This window comes from Sinorhizobium garamanticum (assembly GCF_029892065.1).
Taxonomy (GTDB): domain Bacteria; phylum Pseudomonadota; class Alphaproteobacteria; order Rhizobiales; family Rhizobiaceae; genus Sinorhizobium; species Sinorhizobium garamanticum.
This window is the reverse complement of the sequence record NZ_CP120374.1, coordinates 564,727-588,368: the sequence shown is the minus strand read 5'-3', so window position 1 is coordinate 588,368 and position 23,642 is coordinate 564,727. Positions and strand designations below refer to the sequence as shown.

Annotated in this window: 24 protein-coding genes and 1 pseudogene; 18 read left to right on the top strand and 7 right to left on the bottom strand. The window is 61.9% G+C overall.

The features are described 5' to 3' along the window. Positions 1 to 41: 41 nt before the first annotated feature. From PZN02_RS22735 to PZN02_RS22690, 10 genes are all read left to right on the top strand, one after another. Positions 42 to 875, top strand: a complete 834-nt coding sequence (locus PZN02_RS22735; RefSeq protein WP_280662923.1) for a substrate-binding periplasmic protein — start codon at positions 42 to 44, stop codon at positions 873 to 875. Between the two features lie 73 nt (positions 876 to 948). After that, the gene (locus PZN02_RS22730; RefSeq protein ID WP_280662922.1) at positions 949 to 1,728 is read left to right on the top strand and encodes an amino acid ABC transporter ATP-binding protein; all 780 of its coding nucleotides are present in this window, start codon (positions 949 to 951) and stop codon (positions 1,726 to 1,728) included. A gap of 9 nt (positions 1,729 to 1,737) precedes the next feature. Further along, on the top strand, positions 1,738 to 2,400 hold the full coding sequence (locus PZN02_RS22725; protein ID WP_280662921.1) for an amino acid ABC transporter permease: 663 nt from the start codon (positions 1,738 to 1,740) through the stop codon (positions 2,398 to 2,400). Positions 2,401 to 2,411: 11 nt separating this feature from the next. Beyond that, positions 2,412 to 3,077 carry an amino acid ABC transporter permease gene (locus tag PZN02_RS22720; RefSeq protein WP_280662920.1) on the top strand — a complete coding sequence of 222 codons (666 nt, stop codon included), beginning with the start codon at positions 2,412 to 2,414 and terminating at the stop codon, positions 3,075 to 3,077. A gap of 28 nt (positions 3,078 to 3,105) precedes the next feature. After that, positions 3,106 to 3,984 (top strand): dihydrodipicolinate synthase family protein, encoded by an 879-nt coding sequence (locus tag PZN02_RS22715; RefSeq protein WP_280662919.1) that lies wholly within the window; start codon positions 3,106 to 3,108, stop codon positions 3,982 to 3,984. Positions 3,985 to 4,046: 62 nt separating this feature from the next. Then, on the top strand, positions 4,047 to 5,282 hold the full coding sequence (locus PZN02_RS22710) for an NAD(P)/FAD-dependent oxidoreductase (protein ID WP_280662918.1): 1,236 nt from the start codon (positions 4,047 to 4,049) through the stop codon (positions 5,280 to 5,282). A 38-nt stretch (positions 5,283 to 5,320) separates the two neighbouring features. Then, on the top strand, positions 5,321 to 6,811 hold the full coding sequence (locus PZN02_RS22705) for an aldehyde dehydrogenase family protein (RefSeq protein ID WP_280662917.1): 1,491 nt from the start codon (positions 5,321 to 5,323) through the stop codon (positions 6,809 to 6,811). Continuing rightward, the gene (locus PZN02_RS22700) at positions 6,811 to 7,845 is read left to right on the top strand and encodes a proline racemase family protein (protein WP_280663236.1); all 1,035 of its coding nucleotides are present in this window, start codon (positions 6,811 to 6,813) and stop codon (positions 7,843 to 7,845) included. The genes PZN02_RS22705 and PZN02_RS22700 overlap by 1 nt, the downstream gene beginning before the upstream one ends. A gap of 12 nt (positions 7,846 to 7,857) precedes the next feature. Continuing rightward, positions 7,858 to 8,619: an SDR family NAD(P)-dependent oxidoreductase gene (locus tag PZN02_RS22695; protein WP_280662916.1), complete on the top strand. Its 762-nt coding sequence runs from the start codon at positions 7,858 to 7,860 to the stop codon at positions 8,617 to 8,619. 15 nt (positions 8,620 to 8,634) lie between these two features. Beyond that, the gene (locus PZN02_RS22690; RefSeq protein WP_280662915.1) at positions 8,635 to 9,390 is read left to right on the top strand and encodes an SDR family NAD(P)-dependent oxidoreductase; all 756 of its coding nucleotides are present in this window, start codon (positions 8,635 to 8,637) and stop codon (positions 9,388 to 9,390) included. Positions 9,391 to 9,571: 181 nt separating this feature from the next. Here the strand turns inward: PZN02_RS22690 and PZN02_RS22685 are convergent, their stop codons facing one another. Further along, positions 9,572 to 9,865 (bottom strand): hypothetical protein, encoded by a 294-nt coding sequence (locus PZN02_RS22685; protein WP_280663235.1) that lies wholly within the window; start codon positions 9,863 to 9,865, stop codon positions 9,572 to 9,574. Between the two features lie 401 nt (positions 9,866 to 10,266). Continuing rightward, positions 10,267 to 10,719 (bottom strand): SgcJ/EcaC family oxidoreductase, encoded by a 453-nt coding sequence (locus PZN02_RS22680; protein WP_280662914.1) that lies wholly within the window; start codon positions 10,717 to 10,719, stop codon positions 10,267 to 10,269. A gap of 142 nt (positions 10,720 to 10,861) precedes the next feature. Here PZN02_RS22680 and PZN02_RS22675 point away from each other — a divergent pair, with 142 nt between their 5' ends. The 6 genes and pseudogenes from PZN02_RS22675 to PZN02_RS22650 all read left to right on the top strand — a co-directional run. Further along, a complete protein-coding gene (locus PZN02_RS22675) occupies positions 10,862 to 11,998 on the top strand; it encodes a sensor histidine kinase (RefSeq protein ID WP_280662913.1) in 1,137 nt (378 codons plus the stop codon). After that, on the top strand, positions 11,995 to 12,648 hold the full coding sequence (locus tag PZN02_RS22670; protein WP_280662912.1) for a response regulator: 654 nt from the start codon (positions 11,995 to 11,997) through the stop codon (positions 12,646 to 12,648). The genes PZN02_RS22675 and PZN02_RS22670 overlap by 4 nt, the downstream gene beginning before the upstream one ends. Continuing rightward, complete coding sequence (locus tag PZN02_RS22665; protein WP_280662911.1) at positions 12,645 to 14,243, top strand: sensor histidine kinase; 1,599 nt, start codon at positions 12,645 to 12,647, stop codon at positions 14,241 to 14,243. The genes PZN02_RS22670 and PZN02_RS22665 overlap by 4 nt, the downstream gene beginning before the upstream one ends. Positions 14,244 to 14,339: 96 nt before the next feature. Beyond that, positions 14,340 to 14,807 carry a response regulator gene (locus PZN02_RS22660; RefSeq protein ID WP_425336358.1) on the top strand — a complete coding sequence of 156 codons (468 nt, stop codon included), beginning with the start codon at positions 14,340 to 14,342 and terminating at the stop codon, positions 14,805 to 14,807. A gap of 347 nt (positions 14,808 to 15,154) precedes the next feature. Then, positions 15,155 to 15,298 carry a hypothetical protein gene (locus PZN02_RS32270; protein ID WP_425336342.1) on the top strand — a complete coding sequence of 48 codons (144 nt, stop codon included), beginning with the start codon at positions 15,155 to 15,157 and terminating at the stop codon, positions 15,296 to 15,298. 528 nt (positions 15,299 to 15,826) lie between these two features. Continuing rightward, positions 15,827 to 16,006: pseudogene (locus PZN02_RS22650) on the top strand (hypothetical protein); the annotation flags it as partial. Positions 16,007 to 16,319: 313 nt separating this feature from the next. On the opposite strand, the gene PZN02_RS22645 reads toward PZN02_RS22650, so the two are convergent. From PZN02_RS22645 to PZN02_RS22635, 3 genes are read right to left on the bottom strand one after another with little or no spacing between them, the layout of a single operon-like run. Next, positions 16,320 to 17,828 (bottom strand): ABC transporter transmembrane domain-containing protein, encoded by a 1,509-nt coding sequence (locus PZN02_RS22645; RefSeq protein WP_280662909.1) that lies wholly within the window; start codon positions 17,826 to 17,828, stop codon positions 16,320 to 16,322. Then, positions 17,825 to 18,871, bottom strand: a complete 1,047-nt coding sequence (locus PZN02_RS22640) for a hypothetical protein (protein ID WP_280662908.1) — start codon at positions 18,869 to 18,871, stop codon at positions 17,825 to 17,827. Before PZN02_RS22640 ends, PZN02_RS22645 begins: the two co-directional genes overlap by 4 nt. Next, positions 18,864 to 19,721, bottom strand: coding sequence for an alpha/beta hydrolase family protein (locus PZN02_RS22635; protein WP_280662907.1), 858 nt, complete (start codon positions 19,719 to 19,721; stop codon positions 18,864 to 18,866). The genes PZN02_RS22640 and PZN02_RS22635 overlap by 8 nt, the downstream gene beginning before the upstream one ends. A 71-nt stretch (positions 19,722 to 19,792) precedes the next feature. Here PZN02_RS22635 and PZN02_RS22630 point away from each other — a divergent pair, with 71 nt between their 5' ends. Continuing rightward, positions 19,793 to 19,939 carry a hypothetical protein gene (locus tag PZN02_RS22630; protein WP_280662906.1) on the top strand — a complete coding sequence of 49 codons (147 nt, stop codon included), beginning with the start codon at positions 19,793 to 19,795 and terminating at the stop codon, positions 19,937 to 19,939. Positions 19,940 to 20,581: 642 nt separating this feature from the next. Then, positions 20,582 to 22,132 (top strand): hypothetical protein, encoded by a 1,551-nt coding sequence (locus PZN02_RS22625; RefSeq protein WP_280662905.1) that lies wholly within the window; start codon positions 20,582 to 20,584, stop codon positions 22,130 to 22,132. Between the two features lie 305 nt (positions 22,133 to 22,437). Here PZN02_RS22625 and PZN02_RS22620 read toward each other — a convergent pair whose 3' ends face one another. Both PZN02_RS22620 and PZN02_RS22615 read right to left on the bottom strand, forming a co-directional pair. Further along, entirely contained in the window at positions 22,438 to 22,737 is a 300-nt protein-coding gene (locus PZN02_RS22620) for a HigA family addiction module antitoxin (RefSeq protein WP_280662904.1), read from the bottom strand. A 180-nt stretch (positions 22,738 to 22,917) separates the two neighbouring features. After that, a complete protein-coding gene (locus PZN02_RS22615; protein WP_280662903.1) occupies positions 22,918 to 23,613 on the bottom strand; it encodes a DUF899 domain-containing protein in 696 nt (231 codons plus the stop codon). Positions 23,614 to 23,642 lie beyond the last annotated feature (29 nt).

Genomic DNA, 23,642 nt, shown 5'->3' with positions numbered 1-23,642 from the left:
GGAACCGCGCTTCACGCGCCCGTGAAACAGAGGAAATGACGATGCTTTCGAAGATGCTTTCGCCCCTACTCCGGGCGCTGCCCGCGCTTGCCCTGATTACCGGCCTTTCCACCACCGCCGCTTCCGCCCAAACCGCCGAAGGCTACTGGCAGGGCGTGCAGAAGGCAGGCGTGCTTCGCTGCGGCGCCGCCGTTGCCCCGCCCTATGTGATGCGCGATCCGGCGAGCGGTGAATATTCCGGCTTCTTCGCCGATCTTTGCCGCGAGTTCGCCGACGTCCTGAAGGTCAAGCCGGAATTCGTCGATACGACCTGGGACAATATCGTCGCCGGTCTGCAGGCGGGGAAATGGGATGTCTCGCTCGCGCTCAATAGGACGCCGGCGCGCGCCATGGCCGTGCAGTTTTCCATCCCCGCAATGGAGTACCAGATCTCGCTTGCCTACAATAAGGAGAACCCGAAGGTTCCGAACGGCGCAACGTCGGTCGCCGACATCGACAAGAAGGACGTGACGCTCGCCGTCATGTCTGGGACGGCCCAGGACAAGGCGATCACCGCTGCGGTGAAGAATGCAACGATCCTGCGCCTGCCGGGCAATGACGAGACGCGTCTGGCGGTGGTCTCCAGACGAGCCGACATCCTCGTCGATGCCTCCGACACCAATCAGCTTTTCACCCAGTCGAACCCCGAGTGGGCCGTGGCGCTCAATCCGACGCCGGCGCTCGCAAAGCAGGGCGTCGCCTTCGGCCTGCCGCATCGGCTCTCGGCTGCCGACGTTGAAGTGGTGAACATCTTCCTCGAGGAAAGGGTTGCGACCGGTCGCGTGGACGAACTGATCCGCAAGGCTGTCGATGAGGTGCTGAAGAGCACTCAGTAATAGGCCTTGGCCGGGCGCGGCCACGCGTCAGCCCGGCCACTCTCATCCCTTCTTTTGACCAGTGAGGTCGGCAATGACCATGTCCTTCAGTGCTCCCCTTGTCGAAATCCAGTCTCTCCACAAGAGCTACGGGCCCAACATCCAAGTGCTCAAGGGGCTCGACATCGAGATGAAGCCCGGCGAAAGGGTCGTGGTCATCGGCCCGAGCGGCGGCGGCAAGAGTACCCTGCTGCGTGTGATGATGGGGCTGGAGAGGATCGACAGAGGCTCGATCAGCTTCGGCGGCAAGCCCTATATCTCGTCCGACGGCGCCGACAAGAAAACCCAAATCGACACCGAAGTGCGACGCTCGATCGGCATGGTGTTCCAGCACTACACGCTATTTCCGCATCTCTCCGTCATCCAGAACCTGATTCTCGCACCCTGCAAGGTCCGGGGTGAAGCCAAGGCGAGTGCGACCAAGCGCGCCCAGGCGCTGCTCGAGCGCTTCGGCCTCGGCGCCAAGGCCAATGCTTATCCGGCGCAGCTCTCCGGCGGCCAGAAACAGCGCGTGGCAATCGCCCGCGCCCTGATGCTCGATCCGAAGCTGATGTTGTTCGACGAGGTGACCTCGGCGCTCGATCCCGAACTCGTCGCCGAGGTCGAGCAGGTGATCCTGCAACTCGCCGCCCAAGACATGCCGATGATGATTGTCACCCACGACATGTGGTTTGCGAAGAACATCGCCTCGCGCGTCATCTTCTGCGCCGGCGGCGTGGTCGTCGAGGATGGGCCGCCGGAACAGGTGCTCGGTTCGCCCAAGGAAGAGCGTACCCGCGAGTTCATCGACCGCGTCTTCCACATCCGGCATTAGGAGGGCGAGATGGGCTATTCCTTTGATTTCCAAGCCATCTCCTTCGGGCCGCTCTGGGAAGGGCTGATGGTCACGCTGCAACTGACCGTCGCCGCCAATCTGATCGGCGTCGTGCTCGGCTTTCCGCTGGCGCTGCTCATCATGAGCCGCTTTGCGCCGGTCCGGCTGCCGGCGATGCTCTTCGTCGAATTCTTCCGCTGCACGCCGGCGATCGTCCAGATCGTCTGGTTCTTCTACTGCGTGCCCATGCTGTTCAATGTCTTCCTCGGCTCGATGACGATGGGCATCCTGGCACTCGGCCTCAATCTGATGGCCTTCAACGCCGAGGCCTATCGCGCCGCGATCCAGGCGGTTCCGCGCGAGCAGCTCGATGCCGGCATCGCGCTCGGTCTCAATCCGCTGCAGCGGACACTCTACATCGTGCTGCCGACGGCGGTTCGTGCCTCGATACCCGTCCTGCTGACGAACGGCATCGGCATCTTCCAGCAGACCGCTCTGGTCGCCATCGTCGCCGTCCAGGACCTCATGTACCAGGCGAAGACGCTTGCGACCGAGACCTACAGGCCGATCGAGACCTTCACCATCGTTGCGCTCGTCTACTTCGCCGTCTCGTTCCCCGTGTCTCAGATCGTCTGCTATCTCGAACGCCGCCGCCAACTGATGATGAGCTGAGGAGAAGACCCATGGCTCTCGACTTCTCCATCGCCCTTCGTTTCCAGGAGGCGCTCGCGCTCGGTCTATGGACGACGATCAAGCTGACGCTGATCTGCGTCGTCCTCGGCTGCAGCCTCGGCTTCCTCGTCGGCCTCGCCCGGACCTCGCGAAGCACTATCCTGCGGGCGGTCTCCAGCGTCTATGTCGAATTCTTCCGCGGCACGCCGGTGCTCATCCAGCTTTTCTGGATCTTCTTCTGCCTGCCGCTGATCCTCGGCGTCGAGCTCTCCAATCTCGCCTCCGGCGTCATCGCACTGACGCTGTACATGGGCGCGATCACCAGCGAGACGTTCCGCGCATCGCTGAAGTCCATCGGTACCGAGCAGCTTGACGCCTGCGTCGCGCTCGGCCTGCCGCGCCGCGTCCAGGTGACGAGCGTCATCCTGCCTCAGGCGGTGCTGCGCGCCGTCCCGACGCTGCTGTCGAACTGCGTCAGCCTGTTCAAGGAAAGCGCACTCGTTTCGGCCGTCGGCATGGCCGATCTGATGTTCGTCGGCCAGAACATTTCCAACAACACGGCACGCCCGATCGAGGTGCTGACGGTGGTGGCTCTCATCTACTTCGTCATCGCCTTCCCGCTGACCCGTGCCGTCACACTCGCCGAGCGGCGCGTGCTCGCCAAGCTCGCGATCTGAACCGAATTCTTTCGAAAGGAGATATTCCATGAAACTCTCTGGCGTCATGCCCGCCCTCGTCACCCCCTTCGACGCGAACAACAGGGTCGACTTCAAGGCTTTTGAAAAGCTGCTGGGGCATCTGCGTGAGGCCGGTGTCACCGGCTGGGTGCCGAACGGGTCGACCGGCGAGTATTTCAGCCAGTCCACCGAAGAGCGCCGCGATGTGCTGCAATTCGTCAAGGATTTCGCCAAGCCGGGCGAGATCCTGATTGCCGGGACCAATGCGCCGGCCACGCGCGAGGTGATCGAGCAGACGGCGATCGCCAAAGAGATCGGTTATGACACCGTCCTGCTGGCGCCGCCCTTCTATACCCGGCCAACACAAGCGGAACTCATCAAGCACTATGAAACCGTACTCGCAGCGGTCGACGTCAATCTGGTGCTTTACAGCTATCCGGCCAAGGATGGATCGGACATCAGTTTCGAGCTGATGGACCATTTTGCCGACAATCCGCGCGTCATCGGGGTCAAGGAAAGTTCGGGGGTATTGCAGCGCGCGATCGACATCGCCAGCCGCTACGAAGGCCGCATTCAACTGGTTTCCGGCTCGGACGACATCGCGCTCGATTTCATGTTCTGGGGCGCAGAGAGCTGGATCTGCGGGCCGTCGAACTGCATGGCCAAGGCGTGCTGCGATCTCGACCGGACGTTCAAATCCGGCGATTTGGACAAGGCTCGTACGCAGATGAAAACGCTCTACCGGGCGATGAATATCCTCGAAAGCGGCAAGTTCGTGCAGAAGATCAAGTATGGCTGCGAACTGCAGGGCCTGCCCGTGGGTGAGTGCCGCGCGCCGCTCGGACCGCTGACCGACGATGAAAAGGCCGAGTTCCGCGCGGCGATGCAGCCGATCCTGAACTGGTAAGCGCCGCAGGAGGGCGAGAAATGCCCTCCTAATATTCCAAGCCCGCTTGTTGAGGACAGGTCGTGTCTCCTATCGCAGTCGTCGGCGCCGGCATCATCGGCGTCACCATCGCCTTCGAACTGCAGCGTCGTGGCCGGAGCGTCGTGCTGATTGACCGGGAGGGCCCCGGCAAGGGCGCCTCCTACGGCAACATGGCATCGATCGCGGTTACCGAGTTCATGCCCGCCTCGCGACCTTCGGTCTGGGCGCAGATGCCGAAATGGCTGATCGATCCGGAGGGGCCGGTGCGCATCCGGCCCTCCTATATGCCGAAGCTCGCGCCTTGGTTTCTCCGGTTTCTCGAAGCGAGCCGGCCATCGCGCGTGAAGGAACTAGAGGCAGCAGGTGCAGTGCTGTGCGGCCGGGTCTACGAAGATCTTCTGCCTCTGCTCAAAGCGGCGGATCTCGCGGACATGCTAACGGAGGAAGGTTGCCTTAGTCTCTATGGGGACGAAGCCGAGTTCAGGGCGGATCGGCAGCATATCGCGGTGCTCGAGCGCTTCGGCTTCCGCCACGAGATTCTCGGCGGCACTGCAATCCGTGATCTTGAGCCTGCCTTGACGTCGAAAATCGCAAAGGCGGTCCTCTTTCCGGATAACCGCTCGATCCGCGACCCGTATCGGTTTGTCGTGAAACTCAGCGAGAAATTCCTGTCGCTGGGCGGCAGGATCGAACAGGGCGACGTGGTCGGCTTCGATCATAGCGATCGCGTCGAAGCCATGCGTCTCAAGGATGGCCGTTCGATCGACTCCTCGGAAATCGTGCTTTGCGCCGGCGCCTATACGGGCAAGCTGTCGCGGCTGCTCGGCGAGCCGATCCCGCTCGAAACCGAGCGCGGCTACCACACCCAGATCATGGCGCCAGGGATTTCCATGCGCCACTCGATCATCTGGCCGGCGCGCGCCTTCATGGTGACCCCGACGGCCGGCGGCATCCGCGTCGGCGGCACGGTGGAAATGGCCGGACTTGACGCCGCTCCGGACTATCGTCGGGCGAAAGTCCTCATCAAGCGGGCGCAGGAGGCCCTGCCGGATCTGCGGGCGGAGAAGGCCACGGACTGGATGGGCCATCGGCCGGCGCTTCCCGACACGGTGCCGATCATCGGCCCTTCAGCAAGACACCGCGGCGTCTTCTATGCGACCGGCCACGGACATCTGGGCCTAACCTATGCGGCAACGACCGCGCGACTCATTGCCGATCTTGTCACAGGCGTCCAGCCGCCGATCGATCTCAAACCATACCGCGTCGACCGGTTCTAAAGGCGGCCGATCGGCGCCGGAAATCAATGGAGCGAAATATGCGCAGCGAACTCTACATCGATGGAAAATGGATGGCGGCCGCAAATGGCGGGAAGTTCGAAGTCATCAATCCGGCGACGGAAGAAGTGATCCACAAGATCGCCGCGGCAACGGCGGAAGACGTCGACGTTGCCGTCAAGGCAGCGCGCCGCGCCTTCGACAAGGATGGGTGGCCGAAACTGTCGGGTGCGCAAAGAGCAAAATATCTGCGCGCGATCGCCGAGGGCATCCGGGCGCGCCAGGCGGAAATCGCCAGGCTCGAAGTGCTCGACAACGGCAAGCCGTTTCCGGAAGCGGAATGGGATATCGCCGACGCCGCCGGCTGCTTCGAATTCTACGCGGGGCTTGCCGAACAGATCGACGACAATCCGGAAGAGCCGATCGCGCTACCCGACCCCCGTTTCACCTCCAAGGCGGTCAAGGAGCCGATCGGCGTTGCCGGCGCGATCATCCCCTGGAACTACCCGCTGCTGATGGCCGCCTGGAAGGTCGCGCCCGCGCTCGCCGCTGGCTGCACGGTCGTGCTGAAGCCGGCCGAAGTCACATCGCTGACAGCGCTCGAACTCGCGGCGATCGCCGACGAGGCGGGCCTGCCCCCCGGCGTCCTCAACATCGTGACCGGTTCCGGCTCGGTCGCCGGACAGGCGATCATCGACCATAAGGGCGTCGACAAGCTCGCGTTCACCGGTTCCGGCTCGGTCGGCTCGAAGATCATGGCGGCGGCGGCTCGCGACATCAAACGCGTCAGCCTCGAGCTCGGCGGCAAGTCGCCCTTCGCCGTTTTCGACGATGCGGACATAGACGAGGCCGTCGAATGGATCATGTTCGGCATCTTCTGGAATCAGGGTCAGGTCTGCTCCGCGACCTCGCGGGTCCTCGTACAGGAAGGCATCTACGATCGCCTGCTGGCGAGGCTTCTCGAAGAGACGAAGAAGATCAAGATCGGCAATGGCCTTGAGGAGGGCGTGCTGCTTGGGCCGCTCGTCTCCCAGCGCCAGCACGAGCAGGTGTTAGCGGCGATCGAGGCGGCGAAAGCTGCCGGTGCGACAATCGCCTGCGGCGGCAAGCGCCCGGAGAGTTTTGACAAGGGTTACTATCTCGAGCCGACAGTGCTGACAGATGTGCCGCTGGAAAGCGATGCCTGGCGCGAGGAAATCTTCGGACCTGTTCTTTGCATTCGGCCGTTCGCGACCGAAGAGGAAGCGATCGAGCTTGCCAACGATTCCCGCTTCGGCCTCGCGGCGGCGGTTATGTCAAAGGATGATGTGCGTGCCGAGCGGGTAGCCGCCGGTTTCCGTGCCGGCATCGTCTGGATCAACTGCTCGCAGCCGACCTTCACCGAAGCGCCTTGGGGTGGCTACAAGGAGTCCGGCATCGGCCGTGAGCTCGGGCGCTGGGGCCTCGAGAATTATCTCGAGACGAAGCAGATCACCAAATATGTGAGCGAAGACCCTTGGGGCTGGTACATCAAGCCGGCGGTGCGGGCATGATGGGCTGGGACCCTGCACTCGACCTGCTCCTCGTCCATTGCCAAGGCGAAATCGGCAAGGTGATCGTCGGGGGCGCGCCGGAAATTCCCGGCGCAACCCTGCTCGACAAGATGAACCACATCAACAATATCGACGACAGCCTCCGTCGCTTCGTGACCTTCGAACCGCGCGCCAGCGTCGCCATGTCGGTCAACCTGCTCGTCGCTCCGTCTAGACCCGATGCGGATGCCGGCTTCATCGTACTGCAGGCGGATCGTGCCCATCCGATGTCCGGCAGCAACTGCATCTGCGTCGTGACCGCTCTGCTTGAGAGCGGAAAGATGGCGATGCAGGAGCCAGAAACGATCGTCCGGCTCGACACGCCTGCCGGGTTGATCGTCGCGCGCGCCGCCTGTCGCGAAGGGCGCTGCCTGTCGGTCAGCCTCGACAACGTCCCGAGTTTCGCCGAGGCGTTGGATCGGGAGATTGAGACGCCCCGATGGGACCGCATCAAGGTCGATGTCGCTTTCGGCGGTGTCTACTATGCAATCGTTGATGTCGATCAGATCGGCAGCAAGATCGATCCCGCGAATGCGCGCTATCTCGCCGAGGCGGGGATCGAGCTGAAGTCGCTTCTGACCGAGCAGGTGACGGTGAAGCACCCGGAACTCAGCGGCGTCGACGAGATTGCTTACGTGATGTTCCGCGGCCGAGAGCCTGACGGTGCGGTCCGCACCTGCACGACGCTGAAGCCCGGCCGGGTCGATCGCTCGCCCTGTGGGACAGGAAGCTCGGCAAACCTGGCGACGCTCTATGCACGCGGCGCTGTCGCCGTCGGAGATCGGCGAACGTCGCGCTCGATCATCGGTGGCGAGTTCATCGCGGAGGCGATCGGTGCCGCCGAAATCGGTGGGCGCCCCGCCGTGCTGCCGCGGATCATCGGCCGAGCTTGGATCTACGGTCGCGAACAGCTCCGTGTATCCACGGATGACCCGTTCAAAACCGGCTTTGCGCTCTCTGACACCTGGGGACCGCAGGTCGATATGCTTGACTGAAGGAGCCGAGCGATGACGTGGAAGTCACTGTCTGACCAGACCATTCTTGTCACAGGCGGCTCCGGGGGGATTGGCGCTGCCATCGTGGAGCGCCTGGCGGAGGAGGGTGCCCGCCCGATCATCCACTACGGCCGCGACAGAGCGGGTGCCGAGGCGCTACTTTCCCGCATTTCCGGCGCGGGGTTCCTGGTTCAAGCTGATCTTTCCGCTGCCGAAGGCGCCTTTGAACTCTGGCGCCGGGCTGAAGGGGCGGCCGGCCGCATCCATGCGCTCGTCAACAATGCCGGCATCCGCACCGAGATTTCGGTCGAAGCGGACCCGAGCGCCTGGCGAGATGCCTGGCAGAAGGAATTCCAGGTGAATTTCTTCGCTGCCGCCGATCTCTGCAAGGAGGCGCTGAAGCACTTCAAGGTGCACGGCGGCGGACGCATCGTGAACATGGCGAGCCGGGCGGCCCAGCGCGGCTACGCGGCCGATGCGATGCCGTATGGCGCAACGAAGGCGGCACTCGTGAACCTCACGAAATCGATCGCGCGCAGCTTCGGCGCGGATGGCGTCGTGGCGCTCGCCGTCGCACCGGGCTGGGTAAAGACGGAAATGGCCGAGGACTTCGTCGCGAAGTTTGGCAAGCAAGCCGCCGTCGCCGACATACCGATCGACGAGATGGCTGAAGTTTCTGAGGTCGCCGAGCTCGTCGCCTTCGCGCTCAGGCCTTCGCAACGTTCGCTGAACGGCGCGACGCTCGACGTCAACGGCGGCAGCTACATCCGATAAGAGAAGGAACAGGTCATGAAGAGATTCGAAGGCAAGGTGGCGATCGTCACGGGCGCAGGTGGCGGCATCGGTTCCGCCATTTCGCGCCGGCTCGCGGAAGAGGGCGCGTTGGTCGTCGTCTCCGACGTGAACGCCGAAGCGGCGGGCGCCGTCGCGGCCGAGATCGCCGCGGGCGGCGGCTCCGCTGTCGCCATCGCCGCCGACATTTCCCACAAGGAGCCCTGCTTCAGTCTGATTGCCGAGGCCTTCGACCAAAGACAGCGCATCGACATTCTGGTCAACAACGCGGGCATCAATCGGCGCGGCAATCTCCTGTCGCTGACCGACGACGACTGGCACACGAGCTTCGCGGTCAATCTCGATTCGATGTTTCACCTTTGCCGCGCGGCCATCCCGCACATGACCGAGACTGGTGGCGGCGCGATCGTCAACACCGCCTCTCAATGGGGCCTTCATCCGGCGCCGAACCACATCGCCTACAACACGACCAAGGCTGCGGTCGCTGCCTTCACGCAGAATCTCGCCCGCGACTACGCCCCGCACAAGATCCGCGTGAACGCCGTCTGCCCCGGCGAAATCCACACACCGATGCTCGAGGCAGGCGTAAAGCGATCGGGCCGCACCATCGCCGATCTCGACAAGCTCGTTCCGCTCGGTCGGATCGGCAAACCGGAGGAGGTGGCCGCCCTTGTCACCTTTCTGGCCTCTGACGAGGCCGCCTTCATGTGCGGCTCGCTCGTCGAGATTACCGGGGCCCAGGCGGTGGCTTAAGGCGCGCGTCAACGCATCGAGGATGCGCGTCTTCAGAAGGTCCGCTTTGCGATAAATTCGCGCCAATCATCGTCCCGGACACCAATGACTGCAACGGGTCGAAACTTCGCATTCACCACGTCGGGGGACAGACGGGAACTTCCGCTCTCCCACCGGAACCAGACCCTGCGTCGAGCAGAGCTCAGCCTTGCTCCAAAAGTCCCTGCGCCAACTCTTCCCATTCCTCATCAAGCGTTAAGATTGACGGTGCGGCGCCGCAGCGGCGATACCAATATTCTGCGTTCGATTGATCGCCTTCCTTGCGATGGAGGTAGGCATGCACACGCATGTCCGCCGTATCGTCGTGCTCCTGCGCGCGCTCGTGCGCCTTTTTCCAATTGCCCTTCGCATCCCACCACAGCGCCTGCAGGGCAGAGCTTAAGCCGGCGGGCGGCTGTGGCTCCGCAATCGAATCTCTGAAGGTCTGTAAATCCAATTTTAGCCACCGTGGTGAAATCCAGGACGCCGATAATACCCGCGCCAGCGGCCGAGCGGTAGCGTGCATCGGGCGATATCCGGAATGACCGCATTGGGTCGATATTTCCGGTTTGGACAACGTCGCAGTTTTGTTGATCGCGCCTGCGCAGCCGGCCTCCCTTTGCACCCGGTTCGCCAGAATCTGCATTCTGACGTGAGACGACGCGCTTCCCACGCCTGACCGGTCGGCAAGATACAAAGAGCAGACGTTCAGCGGCGTCGAGGCGCCGGGTTAAGCTCGCGACCTTGTGCATGGCGGTACCCTGGCTTCCGGCTATCGTTCCGGCACTGCGTGTAGTATCTTCCTGATGCATAGGTCGGTCGGCGTACTGGTGGCACCAGTACGCCGACGTCGCTTCCTTATTTTTCGGGCATCATGGATGAATGGTGCCCGGTGATTAGCCATTTCCCGTCGATGAACTCGTAAGTGTAGGTGTACCGAGCCGGAACTTTCGTGCCATCGGCGAGTGCGAAGGTGTAGGTGCCGCTGTCGGCAGCCATGTTGCAGCCGATCCTGATCACACGGCTATCGATCGAGCCTACCGGCCGCTTCTCGAGGAAATGATTGAAGTAGTCGACCCGTTGCTCCTGTGTCAGGCGAGGCGTGTTCGAAAGGGTCGGCAGCAGGATCGCGTTCGCGGCATAGTTGGCCGCCACCTTCTCGGAATCCAAGGTGGCGAGCGAAGCATTCCAGCGATCGAAGAGCTCGGCGACGCCGTTTTCGGTGATCGGCGCGCATTCGGCCGTGGCCGCGGCAGCTTGCTGGAACGAGAGGGTGGACAGGACTACGGCAGTGGCGACGATAAGACGCATGATTAATCTCCGGTTCTGCTTGGGGTCGACTGAGCGACCGTACAGATGCTATTTGGAGGGCCGGGTGCGTCGATCACATTTGCCGGGCGGCATAGGCCTTGTATGCCAGGCGGCATACGACGATTGCTTTGATCAAACGGCGATGAGCCAGCTCCAAGGACATATGCGAGACTCCGCCGAATCCTCGACCGTCCATGAACTCCGCCGGCTCTACCGCGATGCAGAGAGCCAGGCAGCACGGCTACGCTTCATCGTGGACGTGCACGGCCTCCTCGATGGTTCGCCTTTCACAGTGGCGGCCCAGAGCGTGCTTTCACGTATTGCCGCCTTTGCCGGCGCGCAAAACGTCGCTTTGAGCGTCAAGGCGTCACATGTGCAGGCTCCATTGGAAGCGGTTCTTGGATTGAGTCACGGAGACGACGCCTGGGACGTTCTTATCCCGGTCGCGGACGGAGGCGTGATGGCGCGCCTGGCGCTCCGCCTGCTTCCTGGTCGGCAGATGCTCGCCGCAGAAGATCGCGAAGCGTTGGACGTGACCATCCGCCGTATTGCAACGACGATCGGCGTCGAGCGCCAGGCGACGGAAAGGGAACGCCTGCTTGATGAAGTCGCCGCGCAGCGTACGGAACTGGCTGCTCTGGTGCGCCGCCTCATCGAAGTCCAGGAACAGGAAAGACGACGAGTTGCCCACGACCTGCATGACGGCTCAGCCCAGACGGTAGCCGCCCTTGGCCATCGGCTGGAGACCGTGATTGCGGACCTCGCGGAGACGGATGTGCTCAGGCAGGAGCTGCAGGGACTGGTGGCGATGGCACGCCGGTCGGTAGCGGAGATCCGTGCCGCCATCGCCGGTCTCCGACCACCCGAGCTCGATGGCCTCGGCCTTCCCGCCGCGCTGCGGGCGCGCTTCGATGATCTCGAAGACTTCAGCGTTACCGCTGATCTGGCTCCCGCCGCGGAAGGGTGGCCGCCGGCGATCTGCCTCGTGCTTTACCGTGTCGCGCAGGAAGCTCTTGCGAATGTCGTGAAGCATGCCGGCGCGAGCCGCGTGACCGTGCGCCTCTTCGAAGAGGAGGACATTGCTCATCTCCACGTATGCGATGACGGCAAGGGCATCGCTCCAACCGGGCCCGGCGTAGCTGGCGAACGCTTGGGCATCGCCGGGATGCGGGAGAGGCTTGCACTCCTCGGAGGAGAGTTCCACATAGGGCGCACGAAACCGCGCGGGACAATTGTCCGCGCCTGCGTTCCGTTGCGTGCTCGGCCGGGTTCCTCATGACTGCCTCTGTGTTGATTGCCGACGATCACGATCTTGCTCGGGCCGGCCTTGCCGCGATGATTGGCCGCGAGAAGGACTTTCGCATCGTTTCGGAGGCGTCCGATGGGGCGGCCGCGGTCGCGGCCTGCCGGGTTCACGCGCCCGATCTTGCCATTCTGGACATCCGCATGCCGGAGCTGGACGGGCTTGCGGCGACCCGCGAAATTCGGGCCAGCTCACCGACAACCCGTATTCTGATCGTATCGATGCACGACAGCCTCGACTATCTCGAATCGGCCATCGAGGCGGGCGCCTCCGGTTACGTGCTCAAGGACGCCAGCCGTGAAGACATATTGGCGACGATGCGGCGGGTGCTGCACGGCGAGGCCTTCTTCAATGCCGATCTCGTGGCACGCCTGCTTCGCCGGGCATCTTTTCGCAGCATCCCTGAAAAAACCGGCATCGATCGGCTCACCGTCCGCGAACGCGAAGTGCTGATAAAGATTGCGGAGGGCCTCACGAACAAGGAAATTGCGCGCCGCCTTGCTATCGCGCCAGGGACGGTCAAGATCCACATCGAGCGGATCATAGCCAAGCTTGGCGTAGCCGACCGAACCCAGGCGGCCGTACTTGCAGTCCGCAGTGGGCTTCTTCCGGTGAGCTCACAATGATCCGGAGCCACCGTTCCATTCTTCGGCGCTTCGAAGACCTGCCGCTCAAGATCAAGGGCGTGATCGTCGTCGCCGGGCCGCTCATGCTGATCATGTCGGCCCTCGCGCTCGTGTTTCTGGCGGATCGGCAAAGTACGATTGCGGACAATCAGGTGCGTCTGACGCTCGCAATCCAATCGGACATTCAGGAGATCCATGCCCACATAGCGGAGGCGGCGACCGGCGTACGAGGCTACCTCCTTACGGGAAATAAGACATGGCTCGCGCCCTATGAGCGTGCGAAAGCCGCGCTATCAACCGTCATTGCCAGGATGGGGCAGCAACTTGCCGACCCCGAACAGAAGCAGCGGCTGTCAAAGGTTCGCATCATGATCGACCAGAAGCTCGCAAGCCTTGAGCGATTGCGGGCGGTCGCGTCCGCAGACGCCCTGGCTCGGCCGGAGCTGACGCGTCTCCTAACGGAGAGCAAGAAGGATCTCGACGTCCTCCGTGCGGAGATCGACGCGATGGTCAGGCGCGAGGCCGAACTTCTTGCGTTGCGCACAAACGATGCGGATCAGGTGCGCACCCTCTCGCGCGGCCTGCTTGTTGCCGCGGCGCTGCTGGGCTTGACCGGTTCGCTGGCAGCGGTCGCCCTGTTCTCGAAGGGAATTGTGCGACGCGTCCATGCGCTTGAAGGCATGGCGCACCGCCTTGCACATGGTGAAAGGGTCGGGGCGCTCGATCCCGCCAAGGACGAAATCGGACATTTGGAACAGGCACTTCAGAATGCGAGCACTCTCCTCAAAAAGCGCGAGCACGAGCTGAGGCAGAGTGAACGCAATCTCATTGCAGCACGCGAGGCGGCCTTGCGAGCGAGCCAGGCCAAGAGCGAGTTCCTGTCGCGCATGAGCCATGAACTGCGCACACCGCTCAATTCGATCCTCGGATTTGCACAGCTGCTGGAGCTCGATGCAAAGGACGATGTGGCACGCGACAATATCGAGCAAATCCTACGGGCCGGGAGGCATCTAGTGACCCTGATCGGCGACGTGCTCGATCTGGCGCGGATCGAAGCGGGCCGGATGGACCTCACCATCGAACCGCATTCGGTACCGGAAATCCTGACCGAAGCGGCGACGCTGGCAAGGCCTCTTGCTCAAGCGCGTCAAATCAGGATCGACGTCTCGAATCCGTCTGGAGCAGATTTGGTGGCCCTTGCCGATCGCCGGCGGCTACTGCAGATCTTGCTCAACCTGCTTTCCAATGCCGTCAAGTACAACCACGAAAGCGGCCATGTCGTTCTCGCTTGCCGGACCTTGGATGAAACGCGGGTTCGAATCACCGTACTCGATTCCGGGCCGGGTATCCCTGCCGAACGAGCGTTAGGGCTTTTTCTGGACTTCGACCGCCTGGGTGCGGAACGCTCCGTGGTGGAAGGCTCGGGGTTAGGTCTCGCGCTTTCACGCCAGCTCGCAGAGGCAATGGGCGGCTCGCTTGCACATGAGAACCGGCGCGAGGGCGGTTCGGCCTTCCATCTTGATCTGCCTTGGGGGAAACGTCATCAATCCAAGGCGGTTGGCCGAACTGAAGGGAAGCATGTGGGCTTGAGTTGAGGGGCAGCGGCCGGAGGCCAACGCCGGGCGCGCCGTAGCCGTTCATGTCCATGGTATAACGAGCATCTTCTATGAATTGTGAAACTGTGAGGAATGATGTCAGAAACCTCCGATCTCATGCGCCGATCCGTGATCCTGATCGTGGACGACGAGCCCGCCAACGTCACGCTGCTTGAGCGGCTCCTCAAACGGGAAGGCTTTACTGACCTCCTGATGGCCACCGACCCGCGCGAGGGCCTACGGCTTTTCCAGGAGCATCCGGTCGACCTCGTCCTCCTCGACCTGATGATGCCCGACCTCGACGGCTATGCGCTCCTGGAGAGTTTTTCTCGGCTGGTCCCCGCCCAGGCTTATTTGCCGATCCTGGTGCTGACGGCAGATGTTACGCTTCCTGCCCGTCGCCGCGCACTCTCGCTCGGTGCCAAGGATTTTTTGACGAAGCCGTTCGATGCCATCGAGGTCGTGTTGAGAATTTTCAATCTGCTCGAAACGCGCATTCTGACGCTTGAGCTTGCCAAACATGGCCTGCCACGGCCGAACAGCCCGAGGCCGATGTTCGGCTGACACATTATGGACCTGGCGAGAGCGTCGGGGTCCCGCTTCCGGGCCAACTTGAGTTATTCATGGCGCCGGATGCCAGTGACAGCAATGGGTCGAGAATTCGCCTTCATCCGCGTCACGGTTGGGTGGAGGGCGGGAAGTCCGAGGTGAACGAGCAAGTCGGCCGATATGCGCCGATAGGGCGGCATTCGGCGGCCTTCTTCAAAGCGAAGGTTGCGGTGGCGTCGCCGTCGACACATACGCGACGTAAGCGCCCACACTGGCTTTGATGTGTGGGAGACGTCTCGAGTCGCAGTTCGCATCGGGGCCGCGAGTCGAAGACTCTCGTCGCGAAAACGATCGTCCTTGGATTGTCCACCAACGTCTACCTCTCGCTCGCCATGCTCTGGCTGCTCGGCGCGTCGGACGTCTTCAGCGTGGTGATCCGCCAAACATTGGTCCAGAGCGATACTCCGGATGTGATGCGCGGACGGGTGGCGGCGGTCCTCGAATGAGCTCGGAGAATTCGAATCCGGTGTCACGGCGGCGCTGTTCGGTCTCGTGCCGGCAATCGTCGTTGGGGGTGCCGCCACGCTCTTTGTCTCTGCTCTATGGGCAATCATGTTCCCAGACCTGCGAAAACGTGATCGCCTCGTCGACTGATCAGTTCGGTTGCGATTTACTGGGGCAGTTTAGAACCATTGGCGTTGCCGCACTATTGCTAGGGCGTACAGTTCGGACCGAGGCCTCCTGCATCTTCCTGGCTTCGAAACACATTTGAGAGAGCGAATTGGGTCCAGCCCAACATGGCGTTGACCGCTGGTTCGGAGTCACGGCGCGAATTTCGAGACCCCGTCTGCCACCGTCCTCTGCATGGAAGGTCAAACCCTATGGCGAACCTGAAAATGCTTCCGTTTACTTGATCGCTCGGCTCGGCCACGGACTTTGCGATAGTCAATCAGGCCGATGCGTTCACGATCCGTGCCTCGGCAGTTGCATAATGTATCAATGGAACGCGAGGCGCCACGGATGAAGACAACCTCGTCCGACTGCGCCAACTCGACAATCACGAACTCCCAATTTCGTCGGTCGAGAAACAAGCTGCCGCCGCCACCTCCATGCGCGCTGTCGAGAATACCCTGAACAATCTCAGCTCGGACATGCGGCTGGTGCGGAAATTCTGCAGCGTACGCGAACGTCATAACTCACTCATTCAGGGCTGATCGACGAGTCGCGCAAGCCGAAAAGTTGATAGCGGACCTGCCGCGTTCGAGTGCCTTAGTTGCAGCGAACCGCGCCAAAAAACTCCCGGCAGGTCACATCTACCGAATTTGCGGCTGCCGTGTCCTCGCGGACGCTTGCGCGACGGCGCCGGGCGATTTCGCCCTAGGTCCTCCGCGCGCGCCAAGGTTAATGTTCGATCATAAAATGGTTTTGGCAAAGATGGGTGTTCACTGAAATCGTTGGCGGAAATCGTCTCGCATTTATCGGCTAAACCTAACGGGCGTATGACGTTTTGCGGTTTGAAACGACAAACTAAAAGCCACACGGATGCCGGCAAGGCACCAACCAGAGCCGTGTCGCGGGATGGGTTCGGACCCAAACGTCAATGGATGGGTCAGGCAGGTTCGCGACAATCAAAAGCAAGCCCGGACGCCCCAGCGCTGCGCGCAGGGCGGCAAGGCGGATACGTTCGGCATCCGATAGGTCCGCGGCCCCCTCGGCGATTCGACGGTCCAGACCGCCAAGACACTCAAGGATAGGTCCAAGGTTCTGTACGGCCAGCCTGTTGCGAATAGCCTCATCAGAAGGACGGTCCAACACGCCAAGCGTCAGTGCACGCCGTATGCTTCCACGCAAAACCGCTGGCTTTGGACCAATGACGCAGACGCTGCGCCGCAGACTTCCCAATGTCAGCCGTCCAATCGGCTCGCCTCCGAGCGCAATTCCATCCACGGGCGCAGCGTCGTGGCCGCTTAAGATGGGCACGATTGAAGATGCTGTTTCAGGGAGATACCCGTCTCCGCCCGGCCCCAACGTCAATGGGGGTATGCCAGGAAGCGTGAGGGCAAGCGACAGAGGGCCTCTTCCCAGTCGAAGGTTGCGGAAGGAATCGGCACGGAGAGGGCGAGCCAGAGCCGCTGCCAGTTTAGCATGTGCGGCGCGGAAGGCGGCGAGGTGGTTTACCACTCCCATTGCCTGGCGCAGGGGATACAGCGAGAGACCAAGAGCTGCCAACGCCGCTGCAATGGTTCCCGAGGCCATCCCAGCATGCGACCCATGGATTAGGATCACAGCGGCGGCGATCCCGGCTAGCGCCTCCGGCAGGCCGTGCAGCAATTCGGCTAAAGCGACTCGTTCGAGGGCCACGTGGCGCAAGGCGGCACTACGCTTCCTGATGAGGCGTAACTCGCGTGCGCGGCGCCCTAGCGCAGCCAATTGCGGGGCGAGCGGCAGCCTTTCCGTCATGTCGGCCGCCAACCGCGCCCGACGTGCCCGCAACAGCCTGTGCGATGCCGTTAGAGTGTTGGCTCCAATCAAAATTGCCACAAATGCTGCGGCGGTCATCACCAAGCCGGTCCACCCGAAAGGGGCCGCCAACCAGAACAACACGCCGATGGCGGCAGGCAATAGTGCGGCCGCTTGCACGAGCCGTGGCAAACCAAGACCCGGCCAATTCTTTAACGCAGCTAGGTCGCCGATAAACCGCATCGCCATGTGGCCAGTCCGTCGCTTCGTCAGTTCCGAGGCGGCGGTTCGACTGGTATGGTCGAACAGAGCCAGGCGCACGTCACGGGCATAGTCCTGACCGAAATCTTCAGCCAGCGTTCTGAACAAGGGGCGTAATACGGTCATTGCCAACCCGGCGCCCGCAAGCGCACAGAGCACGGAGGGTGGAATCTTCCCTGTCGCTTCGAGCCAGGAGAAGGCCGCCCTTGTCGCGAAGGCGGTGGCGGCCAATGCGACCGCCTGGGCGAGCGCAGCTCCGATCAGGCCTGCGAACAACATCCGCCGTCGCCCGGAGAAGAGTGGCGGCGCGTTCATGCCGCACTCGCAACCCGTTGCGCCCCGACCTGTACGGCAAAACGGTTCGCTTCCGCCGGATCCAAAAGCTGTGATCGATTGATGACAGGAACGCCCGTGGCGGCAAGCGCCTCGGCAGAAGCCATCGGTGAGCAAGACAGAAGGCCGGTCAGCGCCAATGGATGTACCCCCTGGCGGGCCAGCTCGGCCACACCGCCGGCCGCCGCCACGGCGTCCCCACAGGCAAAGATGACACCTGATGCCCATGTCCGGAATCCTGGATCAGCAATCAATGCCGCCGTCTCCCGCTGGAAAATGCCATCGGCAATCTCCATTACTGCTAAATCGCAGCCCGCATCTTCGGCGGCGGCCAGCAGGTCCCTGATTCCCTGCGCTACGCGCGCCAACGGCTCGCGGTAGGTCGTCACCATTCCTGCATCGGTGAAATCGGCCACGAAGGCTGAGCCGGCATCCAGATAGTGGTTAAAGTCGCCAAATGATCCCGTCCCCGTACCCTTCAAGGTCGCCACGCGCCATCCCGCCAGTGTCAGACCGTGCGAAAGCGCGACTGTCGCCGTCGTCTTGCCGGAATTCATTGCGGTACCCAAGACGATGATTACCGGCAGCGCGGGCGTGGCCGTCGCGCGAGGCAGGGCAAAGTTCATCGTATCCAGCACCTGCCCATCGGCAGCAGTTATGCGCCCAAGCGGCTGCACTCGCGTCGGTGGCTTAATTCGATCATTGCGGTACATCATTCGCCCCAAGCATCCACCGCCCGCCAGCATGTCACAGCCCTTGGGATCGATCTCGGCAACCCCCTCGAACTGGTCCGGGGCATAGCGCGCACCGCAGGGCATGACGATGAGATCGCCGGGGTAGAGGGTCGAGGGCCGCCCTGACGCGAGCTGCATCCGGCCGTGCTGTCCGATGGAAATCACCTGCCCAAGGATGAGCTGTCCGGGAACCACCTCGTCCCACCGCTGGTCAAGATCGGACGCAAAGGCACGGGTCGCACGCCGGGTGGAGAAGGCCCATTTAGCACGGGCGAAGAGATGCTCATTCATACTCGTCTCCTTTGGTTATTGACAATCCGCAGACCTGGGCAGCGAGGCCAGCGACCTGGGCGCATTGGGGGAAATCGTGGCCGCAGCCGGGTAGGACCGTAAAGCTCAGGGTCGGAACGATCCCGCGCGCGTGCGCAGCGCTCTTAAAGGCAGTGGCAAATGCATGGGCACGAGCCACGCGATCTCGGCCTTGCAATGCATCTATGCGTCGGTCCCGCCGGAGGGCGGGGTCTCGCAGGCGATCATCTTCGCCTACGTAGATTCGAAGCGGGAGTTTCAGGAAGGCTGAAAGCTGCGCCCGCATCAAACCCGCGATATCCGGTTTGCCCGGGGGAACCATGTTGGCTTCGGTTCGCAGTCCCATGGGGAACGGCACGCTATCGTCCGGCAAGCAATACCAGCCCGCAGCAGCCACATGGAGCGCCGCCACATGCTGCGGATAGAGCATCGCAAACCGGTGCGCGAGTTGCGCGCCACCTGAAAAGCCGAAGAGGTCAACTTTCCTCGTATCCGCCAGCCCCATCGCTTGCAATCGGGCGAGAAGCGCCAGCACAGGCTTATCTGGCCGCGCGCCGCCGATCCGCTGAAATACTGGCCAGTCGCCTGGCGGAAAACGCGGAACGATCAACACCCTCCCCGCGGCGGCGGTCAGCGGAGCAAATGCTGTGGAGAGGGCATTCGCGGCGCGCGAGATCCCGTGTAAGGCTAAAAGCGGAGGCACCGAAGCCTGGGGGTTAGCCGGCACAAAAATGTCTGCACGCAGGCGTCCCTCTGGCAATCGTACCCACAGACGTGTCGTGATGGGCTCCTCTCTCCCGGCCAGCACCTCCCAATTGGCAATGTTGAGCATCGCGGCCCCTCTCGCTCCGTTGAAATCGGAAGTAGAACGGGCGAGCCCCCCGGTTATTCCATGGAGACTTTATGACTGCGTTTCTCATCCTCGTCGCGATCACAAAGGCAGGGGAATGCATGGATATCAGTCAGTTCGAGTGCTCCCCGCATTGGGTGACTGCGCTGCATGGCTGCACCGCGCAGCTGAGTGTTGGTCCAGCCGCGCTGCAAGAATGACACTCCAAGACTGGCATCGGCGGGCCGTCGGTTTCACAACACTCACGCATGCCGCGGGCGTTTCTTCCACCGGCGATCGACTCCAAGGCGGGCATGTCCGAAAGCCGCTCCGGTCGCAGTCTCGACCAGTGCAGCTATTTTGAAGGTACGACCTCGCGAATGGCGGAGGGATCAGGCGCCGTAAGCCGTTCAGCGAAGTGAATCGGCCTGTGATGAGCATAGCTGCTCCGCGAGAACGGCCCCTTGGGGGCATTCCCTGGTTTGGGCTGACTTGCCTGGGGTCGCACATGGTGGGCGCATAGGGCGCCGCAGCCAAGCCAATGCCTGTAAGAGTATGATGAATCAATAAACCCATCAATTCTGATTTTTTTCTCTACGATTTTAGGATAATTATCTTTTCTGCAACGACCAATTCTTCCCCGAACGTCCTTAGAATCTGCTGTATTGGCAAGGGGGGGAAGTGTTGCTGTGTCGATGCTCTATGTTGCATTAGATATAGTTTGAACATGACTAAGCCCGGATCTCAATGATCGGGGCTTCTTTCATCTGTTCAGCCTAACAGGTACTTCCCCGCCATCCTTCCGATCTGGGTCCGGTCGCGTTCTGCCCGGGCTCCCGTGCGGCTTGGCCAAAGAGGAACTTGTGCACCGCGAGACGATGGCGCCGGAAATTGGTTGCCACCGAACTGTTTCAGTTCAGTGTTCTTCGCCACGTGGTACTTCGGCTCATGGCCAAGTGCCGGAGCAGCGGCGATCAGAATCGCTGCCGACAGGGCGCTGGAGAGAAGGTGCGTTTTCATCTTGCGCGATTTGTTTCTGGGGCGAGGCGCTCGTGCTCGGCCCGAACATCAACGCGCCGATGGATCCCGATGGAAATGCTACGGCGATGGCCGCAATGGCGAAGGCCACGGCCCTGGCGCCTAACGCATCTCCGCGTGAGCAGGCGTTGATCGCTGCTCTGGCCCATCGCTATGCGCCGGATACCGACCGTACCGTTCTTGATCAAGCCTACGCAGATGCCATGGCCGAAGTCGCCAGTAAGTTTCCGGATGACGATGATATTGCCGTTCTTTATGCCGAGGCGTTGATGGACCTCAGCCCCTGGGACTACTGGGCCGACGGAGGCGAAAAACCAAAGGGACAGACTGTGGAGATCATCTCGACACTTGAACGGGTGCTGGCGCGCAACGCGGACCATGTTGGCGCGATCCATCTCTACATTCATGCTGTCGAGGCTTCGACCACGCCCGAGCGGGCGGAGCCGCACGCCGATCGCCTGATGAAGATGGAGATCGATGCCGGTCATCTGGTCCACATGCCCTCTCACATCTACTACCGGGTTGGACGCTATGCGGATTCGCTTGCGGTCAACCGCCGGGCGGTCGCGGCGGACGAGGCCTTCTTTCAAGCCGTACCACCTGAGGGGCTCTATGCAGGCGGCTACTATCCGCACAATATCCACTTCCTTCTAGTTTCGGCGCAAATGGCCGGCGACGGACCGACTGCAATCGAAGCGGCGCACAAGCTCTCGCGGGTAGTTTCGGACGAGCTCGCGCGCGCCGCGCCTGCGTTCGTTCAGCCGATAAAGGCCGCCCCCCTGTTTGCGCATGCCCAGTTCAGCGATCCTGAAACGATCCTGGGGCTCGCGCGTCCAAGCGGCGCTTTCCCGTTTGTTGATGCGGCCTGGCATTATATGCGCGGGGTGGCCCAAGCTGCCCGCGGTGATGTCGACGCTGCTCGGGTCGAAGGGGCGGCGATCGCAGAGATCGCACGATCTTCCGACTTAAGCGGGCTCGAGGCAGGCGGAATGCCCGCTGCTGACGTATTGGCTATCGCCAGGCACGTCCTCACGGCTCGCATTGCCCAAGCCCAGGAAGATTGGCCGGCTGCCGCTCGCGCATTCGCAGATGCCAAGACAGTTGAGGATCGCCTCTCATATATGGAACCACGCCACTGGTATTACCCAATCGGACAGTCACTTGGGGCGGCGCTGCTCCGCGTTGGCGATATTGATGGCGCGGAGAAGGCCTTTCTTGAGAGCCTCGATCTTGCTCCGAATAATGGCTGGGCACTGTTCGGCCTGAGCGAGGTCTACCGTGCACGCGGCGACGAAGTTTTGGTTGAAAAAACAACGCGTCAATGGCGCGATGCTTGGGTTGGCAACACCTCGATGCTGCGGCTCGACCGGCTTTAGGGGCGAAAGGGCGCAGCAATTGCCGGCTCGAATTGGTGCGATCGGTACAAGTTCCAGCCGGCGGCGCAGTGCGCGTTCGGCGGGATGGTGCACTGGCGCCGCCGCCGAGCGTGGTGAGTGATGCAGCGAACGTCCGCATTTCGCTGACTGCCGAATTGCGGCGCAAGAGTGGCCCCCGGTAAGCAAGCAGAATGTCCTCGTTTTGTGCTCCGAAAACGCATAATGGATCGATTGGAACCCGGCTTTGGTGGACGCTGACGGGTTATGCGCAGGCTAGATTGGGCAGCGCGGGGGGCACGAACCAGCTATGCCGCCGTCTCGATCTCCGGGATCCGTTCCAGTTCGTCATGAAGCGCAATTTCCCCTGTCTTGAGGTCGAAGCTGGTCTGCATGTTCATCCAGAATTCCGGCGTCGTGCGGAAATACCTGGCGAGGCGCAGGGCGGTATCCGTCGTTATCGGTGTTTGCTCCGCCGCGATACGCTCGATGCGGGTGCGGGGAACATTGAGCTTCTTCGCCAGTGCGCCGGCGCTCATCTCGAGGGGAAGCAGGTATTCTTCGCGAAGGATTTCGCCCGGATGGACCGGGGGAAGGATATGGGTCATCTCAAGCTCCTTGTGCGCCACCATTGGCTTTCAATGGTAGTCGACTATTTCGACGTCTTCGATACCAGCATCCGTCCACACCTACGGCGCTGTTTATGGCATAGGCCCTTGGAAATTCGCCGAAATCGGTCCCGAGAAACGCCGCTGACGTTTTGCAGTGCGTTCAGAGGCTCGCCCAACTCATGCGTCTCCCTTCGGTTGCGGAGGGTTGGGAGCAGCGACTGGGCCGTAGTTGTCGTGAAGACGCCACCACGTGTAGGGATCGCCCTGAGGACGCCCGGGCGGTACCTCCTGCCAAGTCTCCTGCCGACCTAACAGCGTCATGTCGAGAAATGACCAGACGGGACCTATTTCCTCAATGCCGCGGCCGTTCAGAAAGTAGGTGCGGAAAATACGTTCACCGCGCCGGATGAAGACGTTGATGCCGAATAGTTCTTCAACACCGAAATCCCGAGAGAACCGCTCATCGGGCAGCGAATAGAAAGGGATGTGGTTCCATCCCATCCGTTCGCGCAGGCTCTCGATCTTGTCGATAGGAGCAGCAGTGACGAAGGCGAGGGTCGTGTCGCGTGCTGCAAGATGGGCAGGATGAACGACGGTGTCAGCAAACAGCGAGCAACCGCTGCACGCCCCATCCGGCCAATTCTCGACATCGGGCCCATAGAAGAAACGATAGACTACAAGCTGTCGTCGTCCTTCGAACAGCCCCAGCAGATCCCTATCACCATTCGCGCCTATGAATTTGTAATTGCGGTCAACTTCGGTCACCGGAAGGAGTCTGCGCTTAGCGACCAGACGATCCTTGGCCTTCATCAGGGCCTTTTCCTCCGCAAGCAGCTTCTCGCGGGCAGCGTTCCATTCATCTTCCGAAACCACATCGAAGTCGCCAATGGGCTCGCGCATAG

What these genes read in the sequence shown, in the direction of transcription:
- PZN02_RS22670 (WP_280662912.1), top strand. Translation starts at nt 11,995, where the DNA reads ATGACTGCCTCTGTGTTGATTGCCGACGATCACGATCTTGCTCGGGCC.
- PZN02_RS22620 (WP_280662904.1), bottom strand. Translation starts at nt 22,737, where the DNA reads ATGACCCATATCCTTCCCCCGGTCCATCCGGGCGAAATCCTTCGCGAA.
- PZN02_RS22695 (WP_280662916.1), top strand. Translation starts at nt 7,858, where the DNA reads ATGACGTGGAAGTCACTGTCTGACCAGACCATTCTTGTCACAGGCGGC.
- PZN02_RS22730 (WP_280662922.1), top strand. Translation starts at nt 949, where the DNA reads ATGACCATGTCCTTCAGTGCTCCCCTTGTCGAAATCCAGTCTCTCCAC.
- PZN02_RS22640 (WP_280662908.1), bottom strand. Translation starts at nt 18,871, where the DNA reads ATGAATGAGCATCTCTTCGCCCGTGCTAAATGGGCCTTCTCCACCCGG.
- PZN02_RS22680 (WP_280662914.1), bottom strand. Translation starts at nt 10,719, where the DNA reads ATGCGTCTTATCGTCGCCACTGCCGTAGTCCTGTCCACCCTCTCGTTC.
- PZN02_RS22635 (WP_280662907.1), bottom strand. Translation starts at nt 19,721, where the DNA reads ATGCTCAACATTGCCAATTGGGAGGTGCTGGCCGGGAGAGAGGAGCCC.
- PZN02_RS22660 (WP_425336358.1), top strand. Translation starts at nt 14,340, where the DNA reads ATGTCAGAAACCTCCGATCTCATGCGCCGATCCGTGATCCTGATCGTG.
- PZN02_RS22725 (WP_280662921.1), top strand. Translation starts at nt 1,738, where the DNA reads ATGGGCTATTCCTTTGATTTCCAAGCCATCTCCTTCGGGCCGCTCTGG.
- PZN02_RS22735 (WP_280662923.1), top strand. Translation starts at nt 42, where the DNA reads ATGCTTTCGAAGATGCTTTCGCCCCTACTCCGGGCGCTGCCCGCGCTT.
- PZN02_RS22675 (WP_280662913.1), top strand. Translation starts at nt 10,862, where the DNA reads ATGAGCCAGCTCCAAGGACATATGCGAGACTCCGCCGAATCCTCGACC.
- PZN02_RS22700 (WP_280663236.1), top strand. Translation starts at nt 6,811, where the DNA reads ATGGGCTGGGACCCTGCACTCGACCTGCTCCTCGTCCATTGCCAAGGC.
- PZN02_RS22690 (WP_280662915.1), top strand. Translation starts at nt 8,635, where the DNA reads ATGAAGAGATTCGAAGGCAAGGTGGCGATCGTCACGGGCGCAGGTGGC.
- PZN02_RS22645 (WP_280662909.1), bottom strand. Translation starts at nt 17,828, where the DNA reads ATGAACGCGCCGCCACTCTTCTCCGGGCGACGGCGGATGTTGTTCGCA.
- PZN02_RS22665 (WP_280662911.1), top strand. Translation starts at nt 12,645, where the DNA reads ATGATCCGGAGCCACCGTTCCATTCTTCGGCGCTTCGAAGACCTGCCG.
- PZN02_RS22705 (WP_280662917.1), top strand. Translation starts at nt 5,321, where the DNA reads ATGCGCAGCGAACTCTACATCGATGGAAAATGGATGGCGGCCGCAAAT.
- PZN02_RS22715 (WP_280662919.1), top strand. Translation starts at nt 3,106, where the DNA reads ATGAAACTCTCTGGCGTCATGCCCGCCCTCGTCACCCCCTTCGACGCG.
- PZN02_RS22720 (WP_280662920.1), top strand. Translation starts at nt 2,412, where the DNA reads ATGGCTCTCGACTTCTCCATCGCCCTTCGTTTCCAGGAGGCGCTCGCG.
- PZN02_RS22630 (WP_280662906.1), top strand. Translation starts at nt 19,793, where the DNA reads ATGACTGCGTTTCTCATCCTCGTCGCGATCACAAAGGCAGGGGAATGC.